General features: G+C 71.0%; 12 protein-coding genes. 4 read left to right on the top strand and 8 right to left on the bottom strand.

What is annotated here, in order from left to right:
* Position 1 precedes the first annotated feature (1 nt).
* The 6 genes from OG562_RS15880 to OG562_RS15855 all read right to left on the bottom strand — a co-directional run bounded on the left by OG562_RS15880 (position 2) and on the right by OG562_RS15855 (position 7,813).
* Positions 2-943, bottom strand: coding sequence for a DUF3883 domain-containing protein (locus OG562_RS15880; RefSeq protein WP_266397920.1), 942 nt, complete (start codon positions 941-943; stop codon positions 2-4).
* A complete protein-coding gene (locus OG562_RS15875) occupies positions 940-2,823 on the bottom strand; it encodes a DEAD/DEAH box helicase (protein WP_266397918.1) in 1,884 nt (627 codons plus the stop codon). Before OG562_RS15875 ends, OG562_RS15880 begins: the two co-directional genes overlap by 4 nt.
* Positions 2,820-4,136, bottom strand: a complete 1,317-nt coding sequence (locus OG562_RS15870) for a ParB N-terminal domain-containing protein (RefSeq protein ID WP_266397915.1) — start codon at positions 4,134-4,136, stop codon at positions 2,820-2,822. Before OG562_RS15870 ends, OG562_RS15875 begins: the two co-directional genes overlap by 4 nt.
* Before the next feature lie 3 nt (positions 4,137-4,139).
* A complete protein-coding gene (locus OG562_RS15865; protein WP_266397914.1) occupies positions 4,140-4,985 on the bottom strand; it encodes a hypothetical protein in 846 nt (281 codons plus the stop codon).
* Between the two features lie 231 nt (positions 4,986-5,216).
* Positions 5,217-6,251 (bottom strand): SEC-C domain-containing protein, encoded by a 1,035-nt coding sequence (locus tag OG562_RS15860; RefSeq protein ID WP_266397912.1) that lies wholly within the window; start codon positions 6,249-6,251, stop codon positions 5,217-5,219.
* A gap of 86 nt (positions 6,252-6,337) precedes the next feature.
* Entirely contained in the window at positions 6,338-7,813 is a 1,476-nt protein-coding gene (locus OG562_RS15855) for a beta-1,6-galactanase (protein WP_266397911.1), read from the bottom strand.
* Positions 7,814-8,106: 293 nt separating this feature from the next.
* Between OG562_RS15855 and OG562_RS15850 the strand changes: the two genes are divergently transcribed.
* From OG562_RS15850 to OG562_RS15835, 4 genes are all read left to right on the top strand, one after another.
* Positions 8,107-8,910: a class E sortase gene (locus OG562_RS15850; RefSeq protein WP_266397909.1), complete on the top strand. Its 804-nt coding sequence runs from the start codon at positions 8,107-8,109 to the stop codon at positions 8,908-8,910.
* A gap of 70 nt (positions 8,911-8,980) precedes the next feature.
* A complete protein-coding gene (locus OG562_RS15845) occupies positions 8,981-9,286 on the top strand; it encodes a DUF6412 domain-containing protein (protein ID WP_266397906.1) in 306 nt (101 codons plus the stop codon).
* A gap of 108 nt (positions 9,287-9,394) precedes the next feature.
* Positions 9,395-10,096, top strand: a complete 702-nt coding sequence (locus tag OG562_RS15840) for a YidC/Oxa1 family membrane protein insertase (protein ID WP_266409285.1) — start codon at positions 9,395-9,397, stop codon at positions 10,094-10,096.
* Positions 10,097-10,246: 150 nt separating this feature from the next.
* Entirely contained in the window at positions 10,247-11,104 is an 858-nt protein-coding gene (locus OG562_RS15835; protein ID WP_266397904.1) for a fumarylacetoacetate hydrolase family protein, read from the top strand.
* 46 nt (positions 11,105-11,150) lie between these two features.
* Here the strand turns inward: OG562_RS15835 and OG562_RS15830 are convergent, their stop codons facing one another.
* Both OG562_RS15830 and OG562_RS15825 read right to left on the bottom strand, forming a co-directional pair.
* Entirely contained in the window at positions 11,151-11,645 is a 495-nt protein-coding gene (locus OG562_RS15830) for a heme-degrading domain-containing protein (protein ID WP_266397902.1), read from the bottom strand.
* 41 nt (positions 11,646-11,686) lie between these two features.
* Positions 11,687-12,775, bottom strand: coding sequence for a Gfo/Idh/MocA family oxidoreductase (locus tag OG562_RS15825; protein WP_266397899.1), 1,089 nt, complete (start codon positions 12,773-12,775; stop codon positions 11,687-11,689).
* Between the last annotated feature and the right edge of the window lie 6 nt (positions 12,776-12,781).

Raw genomic sequence — 12,781 nt, 5'->3', positions numbered from 1 at the left:
GTCAGCGGCCGGCCTCTTCGCGGGCCGGGGGGCGTCGGGCCAGGCCAGGCGCGCTGAAGTCCGCGGACGGCTTCAGGTCGGCTGCCCGCCAAGCGGTCGCGGGGGGTGTGAGCAGGGCGGACTGCTCCCAGAAGAAGGCGGCGGTGTCCTCGGGGACGACGGCGCGCAGCGCGCGCGGAGTGAGCTGTCGTACGTCTGCGATGTGGCCGGGGTCGAGAACGTCGGCGCTGAACGCGCAGGAGTGGAACACGACCTGCACCAGACGCCAGGTGTCGGGGCGGCGCTGGGCCGTCTCGAACTCATGACGGGTGAGGTGGAAGCCTTCTCGCGTCTCCGGTCCGGCCCCCTTCACCTCGATCTGCGCCGGCGGCGGATCGCACACCTCCACGTCGTAGCCGTAGGCGTCGGAGACGAGGGACACCTGCACGGCGTCGCGGCCCGCTCGGCGCAGAGCCGAGAGGACCACCGTCTCGGCGGCCGCTCCCAGACGCTCGCGCCACGCCTCCTCGTCCGCCCGGCGCTGCTGGACGGCGACGCCGAGCAGCAGGGCGTCCAGCTCCGGCTCCAGCCAGGCGAGCGCCTTGAGGTCGGCCGCGGGGACGTAGTCGCGCACGACGTGGCCCGAGCGGACCGCCAGGGCCAGCCAGGACGGAGGCGAGGCCGCCAGCAGCACGCGCGCCGTCGCCCGAAGGGCGCCGGACTCCAGGCCGGCGAGGACGCGCAGCGGCGCCGTCGGCCGTATGCCTGCGTCCGTCGCCTGGGCGAGTCCCCGCCGGACCAGGGCGCGAGCCGTCGCGCGCAGGTCCAGTGAGCGGGCCCAGTAAGGAGCTTGGGCCGCGGCCGCCTGTGCCCATGCCTCTACGTCGGTCCGCGGGGCGCGGGCTGCGGCGTCTGCCAGCAGCAGCGTGCCGAAGGCCAGGCCGTGGCTCGGGAGCAGCGTCATGACCGGCGCTGGAGTGCTCGCAGCAGCGCCGTCGCGTCGTCGTCCACGACGGCGGGGACGCTCTCGTCGGTGTCGGGCTCGGGCAGGGCGGCGGTCACCAGACCGGGATCGTTCATCAGCTGGGACAGGACGACGATCTTGTCGCGGAGCCTGCCGTTCACCGTCTCGTCGATGCTGTCGTCGCTGAGCAGCAGCGTGAAGCGGGTGACGACGTCCTCGCGCAGCCCGAGGCGGTGGATGCGGTCCTGGCTCTGCAGATAGTGACCGGCGTTGAACGTGCGGTCGAGGTACACGGCCTGATGGCACCAGTGGTGCAGGCTGATGCCCTCACCGCAGGCGGCGGGGTTCGCCAGGAGCACATGGCAGTCGGGATCGTTGCGAAAGCGGTCGAACTCCGCGTCCCGGGTCAGGGCGCCGGGCGGCGCCCCGTCGGCGGGGCGCACCCCGCCGTGGACGACCGCCGGACGGAACTCGCCCAGGGCGCTGCTCAACAGCTTCAGGTTCCGTACGAAGGTCGACCAGACGAGGACCTTCTCGCCACGTGCGGCCGCTCCTTCCACGATCTCCCGGACCCTGTCGTACTTCCACGGCGACTCGTAGGCGGCGTACTGCCGCAGCAGGTCCGCGAGCGCCTCGTCGCCGCGCAGTTCGAGCGGCGGATGGGCGAACTCCGACTGGTCGTGCTCGTCGGAGCCGGCGACCAGCAGCGCCGGGTTCGTCGCGGCCTCCAGCAGGTACATCATGATCCGCCCGAGCCTGCTGAAGTCCCGCCGGTCCTTCACCGCCAACGCGAACTCGCCCCGGTAGCGGCCCTCCAGCGCTTCGTAGATCGCCTTCTGCAGGCGCCCCATCGGCTCCGCGACGATCTCGAACTCGGTGGGAGGCAGCCCCAGCCTGGACTTCGGGGTGCGGACGAAGTACCGGTGGATGGCGGCGCTGGTCTCGGCCACGACGTCGGGGTCCCGTCCGTTCGACTCCGTGTACGCGCCGCGGGGCAGGATCTTGCGGTCCTGCCCGGGGTAGAGGAAGCGCATGGGCGCCACCAGGTCGTTCGCGCCCTGCGGGGCCGGGGTGCCGGTGAGCACGTCCCGGCGGCGGGCGGCGAAGGCGAGGTCGAGCACGGCACGGCCGTGCACCCCGGCCTCGCCCTTCTTGATGCGGTGCGCCTCGTCGAGCACGACCTGGGTGGGGCGCCGGCTGATGTAGGCGCGGATGCGGTCGTAGTCCGAGGCGACTCGGTTGTAGTTGGTCAGCAGGATGTCAAGGTCGTCCCGCAGCAGGGTGCGCGGCCCGGCATGGACCTCCAGCACGGGCTTCGGGCTGAGGCATACGGCCGCGTCCTCCTTCCACGCCTGGAACGCGGCGATCGGGCCGATCACCAGAAGCTGCTCGACGTCGCCGCGCGCCCGGTTCAACGCGAACCCGGCGAGCGCGACCGTCGTCTTGCCCGCGCCGGGCACCGAGAAGTCGGCGCCGTGCGGGAGGCTCGTCAACCGGGCCAGGTTCTCCAGCTGGAACGGCTTCAGCTCGCGTCGGAACCCGGCCGCGGCGAGCTCGGCCGCGAGATCCTCCGGGGCGACGACGGACGTGTCCTCCAGGACCCTGGCCCGCTTCTTCCTGTCCTCGGCGAGCGCGCGCAGCTGTCGGCCGAGCTCGTCGCCGAACTCGATGCGCTGGTGAAAGCGCCGACGGGCGTCCGCGACGGCCTCCAGCTCGGCGAAGAAGACGTCGACGCGGGATTCGATCACGTCGTGCGAGCCGCCCACCACGCCGCGCTGCAGCGCCTCCTGCAGCAGCGCCCAGGCGCCGGGGTTCGCTCCCTCGTGCCGGCGCAGGACGACGACCGGGCGGACGTGCACCTCCAGTTCGGCAGAGATCACGAAGTCTCCCGGATCTTCGCGACGAGCTTGTCGATGCGGTCGATCTCGCCCTGGAAGGCCTCCTCGTCCCAGGCGGAGTGGGCGCGCGCCCTGCGCAACAGGGCCGGGATGCGGTCGAGCTCCTTGAAGGCCTTGTCCGCCCTCTGGAACGGCGCCTCCACCGCGTCCTGCTCGCGGTTGCGCTCGTCAGCCTCGCGCGCAGCGCTGGAGACCACGCCGGACAGGCTGTTCAGGACGCTCTGCATGGGAACAGAGCCGCCGTCGGGCAGCTCTACGACGGCCTCGGGGCGCCGGGTGACGACAAGGCGCAGGACGTCCTCGACGACCGACCCCCGAGGCGCGTCCTCGCCCATGAGGTCGCTCAACAGGTCGTCCTCGTCGACCTCGGCCCGCGCGGTCCTCGCCGTGTCGACGATCGCCGCGAGCCCGGACTCGCCCTCCAGCTCCCTGTCGACCAGCGCCTGCGCGTCCTCGCACCGCAGATGCCTCAGCTGGCGGTAGTTGACGCCGGAGAGCACGCCCAGGAAGTAGGCGGTCTTCACGCCCTCGGCCTCGGCGCGCGGCTTGTTGCGGATGTACTTCGCCAGCTCGTCGAAGGCGGTCTCGTTCTCGGTGAAGTCGATGGGCAGGCGCGTTCCCTGCGACTGGTTCACCAGCTGCTGGACCAGCAGCAGTTTCTCGTACTGTCCCTGCACGTCCTTCTTGGCGCGGTGCATGCGCTTGGCGGTCTGATCCCAGTCGCGGCCGGACAGCTCGTAGAGCTCCTCGATCATCATCGCCTCGTTGATCCAGGAGTAGTCCTCGCGGAAGTCCCGGGCGACCTGGAGCTCGGCCTCCAGCGTCAGGATCTCCTCGGCGGTCGCGTCTGAGGGCAGCACGAGGCAGCGCACGTAGCTGAACTGCAGATGGCCCTCGCGCTTCAGCGTGCGCAGGGCGGCGGTCCTGCGGTTGCCGTTGATCAGCACACCGTCGGCCGTGACGATGGCCGGCTCCTGCTGACCACGCGCCAGCAGGTCCTCCTTCAGCTGGCCGAACTTCGACTGCCCGGCCAGGATGGTGAGCTGCCACTCCTGCGCGGTGGGGCCGAGCGGGTCGGCGGTGAAGAGGTCGTCCTGTCCCTGCCGTTGGGCCTCTCGCTGCTGCTCGGCCTTCGTGCGGTGGTTCTGCGTGGAGAGGCGGACCCATTCGGTCTCGAGCTCGACGAGGCGCAGGCTCTTGTCCGTCCGAGGCCAAGCCGACAGCGGGACGTCGCCTATCGACGTGCGCGCCGTCAGGTAGGCGCGGCGGTCGGGATCGCCCATCGGGGTGTTCACAGCTCAGCTCCTGTACGTCGTGACTCGGGCGGGGCCGAACCGTGAGGTGATCACGGTGCGCTTGGTGTCGCGCTCGCCCGATTGGAAACCCACATGGCCGGTGAAAAAGGGGGCCTTCTCAGGGGGAATGCCGAAGGCGCCGAGCAGCAGTTCGGGGAAGCGGCGCGGTGTCGCGCCGTTCCAGTTCCAGGACCGCCCGTCCGGCTGGTGGTCCGGCATCACGTAGATGCACGGCGGCGGCACGCTCTGGCCGCCGAGGTCGACGGCGTACTCCGACTTCGGGCACGGCCGGCTTCTGGCGCCGCACAGGCCGCTCTGGAAGATCACCCCGTCCAGCATCCGCCGGGGATCCGAGAAGAACACCTTGCGCAGGCGGCCGACGCCCTTGGCCACGTCGCTGCCGGGGTGGCGGGTCATGCCGTCGCTGACCCACCACAGGTAGGTCTCCTCCGCCCAGTCGGGCACCTGCCAGTTCACGCTGCTGTGCACGCCGTCCGGGGCGCCCTTCTGGATGACGGCCACGTCCCCGAGGCCCTTGACGGCCAGTCGGTAGACGGTGTCGGCGCCCTTCTTCGGCACCTCGAGCGCCGTGGCGATCCCCCGGTCCACGAGTCCGTGCAGCAGTGACACCAGGAAATCGCGACGGGGAGCGTTGTCGGCGCTCTTACGGCCCCGGATCCGCTCGATGGCGGCGGGCAGGGCGGCGGAGAACTCCTGCTGCGTCAGCCCATGGCCGTGAAGTAGCTCGGGATGGGCGCCCAGGTTCTCGATGAGACGGGCGACGGAGTCCACCACCGTGGCCGGCGGGACTCCCGCATGGCGGCAGGGCGCGGCGTCGTCGTTCTCCATACTGCTCAATCCCCCCTGTTCGTTCCGGCCTTGACGCCTCGCACGAGACAGGAAGGCCGTTGCGCACACGCAGGCCACGGACCGACCTGCGCCCCCATTCTCGCGCCCGCGGCAGGCCGCGATGGGCGTTCATGATCGGTCGTGCCCGGCGTGCGGGGCAAGCGGCGAACAGGGCGAACGGGCCGACCACCAGTCGAAGTCGGTGACGGCCGTTGTTCCAGCTCCCCTCCTCTACGCTCCGTGACACCCCCCATAACCCCGCCCCGACCCACACCAACACTCCGCCCCCCGCTCCGGCGGCCAGGCCACCGCCCGCCCCCGCGCCGCCAAGGTCGTCGCGTACTGCGGCAGCAGCTCGGACTCTCCCGGGGAAGCCAGCTCGGAGGCGGCGAACGCCTCGTAAGAAGGCACCGTCCCTGTCACGATCCCCAGGTTCGGAGTCCCCGAGGCGGCCAGTTCCCTCAGTGACGCCTCTATCGTCGCGAGGTGCTCCTCGTGGGAGGGGTACTCCACCGCCAGGAAGGGATACGCGGCGACCAGTTCGGCCAGTTCGCCCGCCGGCCAGTGCAGGACCGCCACCGGGAACGGGCGGGACAGTTCCTCCCGGTACGCGCCGAGCTCCGCTCGGAGGCGGGAGATCTCGGCTGCCAGCTCCGCCGGGTTGTCCGAGCCGAGGGACCAGACGCGCTTGGGGTCGTGCAGCTCGTCCAGGGAGACGGGGGAGGAGTGGAGGGTGTCGGCCAGGACGTCCCAGTCGTCGTGGGCCGCGCCGAGCATCCGCCGTACGCGGTGGCGGCCGAAGAGGAGGGGGTGTGCGGAGTGGGGCGGCTCCGCCGCGTCCGTCAGGAGCAGCGTCACGCCTTCCGTGAACGTCTCCTGCGCCGCCTCCAGCTCGTCGTGGGACTCCAGGGACTCCGCGACGATCACCCAGGGCGCCGGGTCCCGCGGGGCGGCCGCCCGGATTCCCTCGATGATCGCTCTGGCCTCGGCCTCGTGGCCGTACTCCCACAGGTTCGAGGCCTTCAGCGCTCGGACCAGGTGAGGACTCTCCAGGCTCTCCGGACCGTCCGAGGCGGAGGTGGACGAGGAGGACAGGAGACGGTCGTACAGGGTCGTTGCGGCGGGGCGGTCGCCGGCCAGTTCCAGGTGGGCCGCGGCCTGCAGCAGCAGGGCCTCCGCGTCCTCGGGATACCGGCCGGCGGTCCGCTCCAGGCGTGCCGCTTCGGCGGTGTGGTCGACGTTCTCGGCAGGCGTGTCGGGGCGCATGGGTGACACGGTAGCGCCGCCCGCCGACAAAAGTGAGGGAGCTGCAGGCCAGGGGCCCAGTTCCCCCTCACTCCGTCCCACGGGTCCTAGATCGTCACCCCGTCCACCTGAAGCGTCTGCACCGCGCCCGCCGCGAACGGCACGCTGATCGTCTTTCCGCTCAGGGACGTGTCCGAGTGGGCCGTGTAGAGGTCCCCGGAACCGCTTGTCACGGTGTTCCAGCGGGGGACCGAGCCGGACGAGCCGCCGGTCACGGTGGTGAAGCGGGAGAGGTCGAAGGTCAGGGTCTGGGCCGAGGTCGACGTGTTCGCGGCCACGATCACCAGCCTCTTCGCCGTCTTGTCGATCGCCGCCACCGCGTAGCTCACGCCCGTGTCGAGGATCGTCATGCCGGGGCGGATGTGGCGGCTGAACTGGGCCATCACGTAGTACTTCGTCGTCACCGCGCCCGCGGCGAGCGTGCTCGCGTCGTACGCGATCATCGCCCAGTTCGTCGACGGGTCCATGACCTGCCAGTAGACCCAGGCCGTCGGGTGCAGCCAGCGGAAGTCGTAGAGCAGGTTGCTGGCCATCGACAGGCCCGTGCCGTCGTTGTCGCCGGTCTCGGAGTTCCACAGGGCCTTGCCGGCCGTCGTCACCACGTCCGTGTAGAGCAGGTCCCGGCGGCCGCCCGAGCCCTGGTAGCCGTGGACGTTGACCCGGTTCACGTACCCCTTCGTCGTCGACGAGAACGAGTTCCACGTCGTACGGGCCAGGTCGTAGTTCGTCTCGTCCGAAGCGGAGATCTTCGTCGCCGTCAGCCCGCGCTTGTCCAACTCGCTGCGCATGTAAGGGAGTACGGCCGACTGGACCGTCGCGTCCATGTGGCAGCCCTCCTGTGTGCCCGTCGCCGTCCACCAGGACGAGGAGGGCTCGTTGAAGGGGTCGACCGTCGCGAAGTTCACGCCCCAGTTCGACTTGGCGTACAGGGCGACGGCGGCCAGGTGGGAGGCGTGCTGGCGGTAGTTCCAGGACTGGAGGTTGTTGCCGCCGTCGGAGGCGCCGGAGGGGTTGTGGTTCAGGCACATCCACCACATGGGGGAGTTGGCGAACAGCTCGGTCGTCGCGCCCCGGGACACCGCCTTCTGGAGCATCGCCCGCTGGTTGGCGTCGGCCGTCCAGTCCCACGCCGACGACGTCGGGTCCTCGTTGTTCCAGTCCTGCCAGTAGCCCTCGATCTGCTTGAAGCCGGGGATGTTGGCGGAGGCCGCCATGCTGGAGCCGCTCACGGTGTTCCAACTGCACGCGCCCAGGTTGTAACGGGCGATGTTCAGTCCGAGGCCGGGCAGCGTCTTGCCGCCGTACGACACCGAGTTCGTCGTGAAGAAGATGTCGGCGAAGTCGTTCCGGGCGCCGAAGACGTTCGCCCACCAGGCGAGGGAGGTGCCCCAGCCCTCCCAAGTGCCGTACGTCGTCGACGGGTTGACGGAAATCGTCGCGTCGGCGTGGGCGGTGCCCGTCGCGAGGGCGCTTCCGAGGAACGCTCCGCCCGTGGCCGCCAGCAGTGTTCTGCGTCGGATCATGGCTTCTCCGCTTCGATCGACTGCCGGTCGTCCCCGCCGGCGTCATCGGGCTGGTCCGTGCGTCAGGAAGCATCGGGTGTGGTTCGCGGTGTTGTCGAGAGTTCTGACAGCCCTTTCTCAAACCTGTGGAGAAAGGGGGAGGAAAGGTTCGAGGGGACGAACGCGCAGGTCGTGAATGTACGGGTCTGGAGACCTTGCCCCCTTCCCTCTATGGTGCGAGCGGCTCCGCCGAAGAAGCCGAAGAAGCCGAAGAAGCCGAAGAAGCCGAAGAAGCCGAAGAAGCCGAAGGAGGCATGCCTGTGCGCAGAGTCGTGGAGCACGGCGCCCTGCGTCGGCGTGCCCGCCGCCGACGGGTCCTGTGGAGCGGGGCCGAAGTCCTGGTCACCGCCGGAGTGTTGGTCCTGCTCCTCGTCGTCCATCAGCTGTGGTGGACCAACCGGGAGGCCAGGCAGGGCGCCGAGCGGCAGGTCGAGGCGCTGGAACGGCAGTGGGGCACCACGACGACCGGCGACGACCCCTCCGATGCCGATGCCGAGTCCAGTTCTGACGCCGATTCCGGTGCCGGTCCCGCCGACCGCTCCGATTCCGGCTCGGCCGCCACCCGACCCTCCGACTCCGCACAGCAGTCGACCACCCCCCGCCCCTCCCGTGCCTACGCCGTCCTCGCCGTCCCCCGTCTCCGCCTCCGCGTCCCCGTCGCCGAGGGCACCAGCAAGCGGAACGTCCTCAACAAGGGGTACGTCGGCCACTACACCGGCACCCAACAGCCGGGAGAGGCAGGCAACTTCGCGCTCGCCGGGCATCGCAACACCCACGGCGAGCCCTTCCGGTACCTCAACCGGCTGCGGCCGAAGGACACCGTCGAGGTGGAGACCGCGGAGGCGACCTACACCTACGTCGTGGACAGGGTCCTGCCGCAGACCTCACCCCGCGACTCGGGCGTGATCCGGCCCGTACCGCGCTCGCTCAGCCATCCCTCCTACGGCTACGACGCTCCCGGCCGCTATCTCACCCTCACCACCTGCACACCGGAGTACACCTCCCGGTATCGTCTGGTGGTGTGGGGGAAGTTGACCTCCACGCGACCTAGGGGATGACCGGACCTCAGGGATGACGGGGCCTCGGGGATGACGCGACACCGGGGATGACGGGACAGGGGGAGAGAACATGATCCGCAGCCGCACCGCCTACTCCCTCCTCTCCCTCTCCTTCGTCCTCGGCGTGCTGCTGCTCGACGCCGGCAGCCTCTCGGCCACCGTCGCGCTCGCCGCGACCGCCGCCGCCGGGTCCGCGCTCGCCGTCTGCACCCTCGTCGCCGCGCGCAGCGCGCCCGCCGTGCCGCCCACCCGGGTGCGTACGGCCATCAGGGACCGGGCCCGCCGTACGGCCTTCCTGCCGCAACGCGACCCCGACGCCTCCGGCCGGCCCCGACCCAGGGCCCCCGGCCACGCCCTCCCGACGACCGTCGCGTAGGGCACTCCCACTCGCCTGTGACCCCGCGCGGGTCGTCATGCCGCCGTCCACCCCTGGAATTCCGGCACGACGAGACCCCCGGAGGGCTCCTCACCCATGTCCGTGTCCATGTCCGGCTTCGCCGCCCTGGTCGAGCACCTCGCCGACCTCCTCCACCCCCTGTTCGGCGCGTCCGCCGCGGCCGCCGCGATCGTCCTGTTCACCGCTCTCGTACGACTCCTCGTGCACCCCCTGTCGCGGGCGGCCGCCCGGGGACAGAAGGCGCGTACGGCGTTGCAGCCGAGGATCGCCGAGCTGCGGAAGAAGCATGCGAAGAACCCCCAGAAGCTCCAGCAGGCGGTGCTGGACCTGCATGCCGAGGAGAAGGTGTCGCCGATGTCCGGGCTGCTGCCCAGCCTCTGCCAGCTGCCCGCCTTCTTCCTGCTCTACCACCTCTTCTCCAGCTCCTCCATCGGCGGCGGGGCCAACGAACTGCTCGGTCACCAGCTGCTCTCCGCGCCCCTCGGCGACCGCTGGACCGACGCGCTCGCCGGCGACGGGGCGTTCGGCGCGGCGGGGCTGGTCTACCTCGGGCTGTTCGCGGTCGTCGCGGTCGTCGCGTCCGTCAACTTCGTACGGGCCAGGCGGGTGCCTGCGCCTCAGGCGGCCGTCGGCGCCGAGGTGCCCGGGCTCGGCACGGTCGCCAAGGTCATGCCGTTCCTGTCCTTCTTCACCCTGGTCACCGTCGCCGTCGTGCCGCTGGCCGCCGCGCTGTACGTGATCACGAGCACGACGTGGAGCGCGGTCGAGCGGGCGGCGCTCTACCGCTGACGGTCCGGCGTCGGCGTCGGTGTAGGCGCCGCTGACGGTCCAGTACGTGAACCGGGTATTGCGGAGCGGACGTTCAGCTTGGAGGATCGGCCAGTCATCCGATGGCTGCACCCGTCGGCGGACGATCCGCGATCGAGGGAGATGGTGACCATGAAGCTGCTGCGAGTCGGTACGGCGGGCGCGGAGCGCCCCGCGCTGCTCGAGGCCGACGAGACGCTGCGGGATCTGTCGGGCGTCGTGGACGACATCGACGGGGCGCTGCTCGCCGACGACGTGGCGCTCGACCGGGTCCGGGCCGCCGCCGACTCCGGCGAGCTGCCCTTCCTGGACCCGACCGGGCTGCGGATCGGGCCGCCGTTGGCGCGGATCGGCAAGATCGTGTGCATCGGGCTGAACTACCACGACCACGCCCGTGAGACGGGGGCCGAGCCGCCCGCCGAGCCGGTGATCTTCTTCAAGGCGGCGGACACGGTCGTAGGGCCGTACGACACCGTCCTCGTGCCGCGCGGGTCCGCCAAGACCGACTGGGAGGTGGAGCTGGCGGTCGTCATCGGACGTACCGCCCGCTACCTGGGGTCGGCGGAGGAGGGGCTCGCGCATGTCGGCGGGTACGCGGTGGCGCACGACGTGTCCGAGCGGGAGTTCCAGATCGAGCGGGGCGGCACCTGGGACAAGGGCAAGAACTGCGAGACGTTCAATCCGCTGGGGCCGTGGCTGGTGACGGCGGAGGAGGTCGCCGACCCGCAGGACCTGTCCCTCAGGCTCTGGGTCAACGGCGAGCTGAAACAGGACGGGACGACCGCGGAGCAGATCTTCTCGGTGGGGGAGGTCGTGCGGTACGTCAGTCAGTTCATGACGCTGTATCCCGGGGACGTCATCAACACCGGGACGCCGGCGGGCGTCGCGCTGGGGCAGCCGGAGCCGAAGCCTTATCTGCGGGCGGGGGATGTCGTCGAGCTGGAGATCGAGGCGCTCGGACGTCAGCGACAGGAGTTCAAGAACGCCTGAGGCGGATGCCCGAGCCCCGCGCCCCGGACAGGCCCTGAGGGCAGGTTCAGCCCAGGTACTTCTCCAGGAACAGTTCCAGTGCCTCCACCACGAACCGGTGGTCCTCCAGTTGCGGTAGGCCCGAGACCGTCACCGCGCCGATCACGCCGACGCCCTCGACGTTGATGGGGAAGGAGCCGCCGTGGGCCGCGTACTCGTCGGGGTCCAGGCGGGAGGAGTCCTCGAACGTCGTGCCATTGGCCCGGTAGCGGGAGCCCACGAGGTAGGAGGACGCGCCGTAGCGCTCGACCACCCGGCGCTTGCGGGCGATCCACGCGTCGTTGTCCGGGGTCGAACCGGGCAGCGCCGCGTGGAAGAGCTGCTGGCCGGCGCGGTGGATGTCGACGGCGACCGGCGCCTGCCGTTCCCGGGCCAGCTCCACCAGCAGGGAGCCGAGCGCCCAGGCGTCGTCGTGGGTGAACTGCCGGAAGACCAGCCGCCGCTCCTGACCCTGGAGCTCCTCCAGGGTCGGGGTGATCTCCGGGGTGAACTTCGGGGTCATCTCGTGGGTCGTGCGAGTCGTGTGGGTCCCGTGGTTTGCCATCACAGCGTCACCGCCACTTGCTCTCGTGCCGAACGGCGCGCCGCCTCCAGTACGTCGAGGGCGGCGGCCGCCTCCTGGGCGGTCACCGGGTTCGGGCCGCCGTCGATCAGTGCCTTGGCCACCGCAGCGTAATAGGCGGGGTAGTCGCCGGGGAGGGTCTGTTCGGGTCGTCCGCCGCCGGTCAGCGGGGAGTCTCCCGCGCCGACCCGGCCCCACAGCTCCTCGCCCTCGGTCCCCCAGTCGGCCGTCGTGCCGGGGCGCAGCCCCTCCCGCAGGGCCGCCTCCTGCGGGTCGAGGCCGTACTTCACATAGCCCGCCCGCGAGCCGAGCACCCGGAAACGCGGGCCGAGTTGGGCGGTCGTCGCGGAGACGTACAGGTGCGAGCGGACGCCGCTGGCGTGGGTGAGCGCGATGAACGTGTCGTCGTCCGTCTCCGCGCCGGGTCGCCGGACGTCCGCCTCCGCGTACACGGAGGCCGCCGGACCGAACAGCACGAGCGCCTGGTCGACGACGTGACTGCCGAGGTCGTAGAGCAGACCTCCGATCTCTTCCGGGTCGCCGGACTCCCGCCAGCCGCCCTTCGGCTGCGGCCGCCACCGCTCGAACCGCGACTCGAACCGCCATACGTCGCCCAGCTCGCCCTCGTCCAGCAGCTTGCGGAGGGTCAGGAAGTCGTTGTCCCAGCGGCGGTTCTGGAAGACGGAGAGGAGCAGTCCGCGCTCCTCGGCGAGGGCGGCCAGCTTCCGTGCCTCGGCGGCGGCGCCGGCGACCGGCTTGTCGACGACGACCGGGAGGCCGGCCTCGAGGGCGGCGGCGGCGAGCGGGACGTGCGTCTTGTTCGGGGACGCGATGACGACCAGGTCCAGCTCGTCGGCCCGGGCGAGGAGGTCGTCGGGGGCCGCGGCGAGGCGCACGTCGGGGAACTCGGCGCGGGCCTGCTGCTGCCGCTCGGGGTTCGAGGTGACCACCGTGTCGAGGGCGAGGCCCTCGGCGGCGGCGATCAGCGGGGCGTGGAAGACGGAGCCCGCGAGGCCGTAGCCGATCAGGCCCACGCGGAGGGGAGTGTCGCCAGTGGTGCGTCCAGTCATGCGCTC

Origin of the sequence: Streptomyces sp. NBC_01275 (genome assembly GCF_026340655.1) — a bacterium.
Classification (GTDB): Bacteria; Actinomycetota; Actinomycetes; order Streptomycetales; family Streptomycetaceae; genus Streptomyces.
This window is presented reverse-complemented; position numbering and strand designations above follow the sequence as displayed.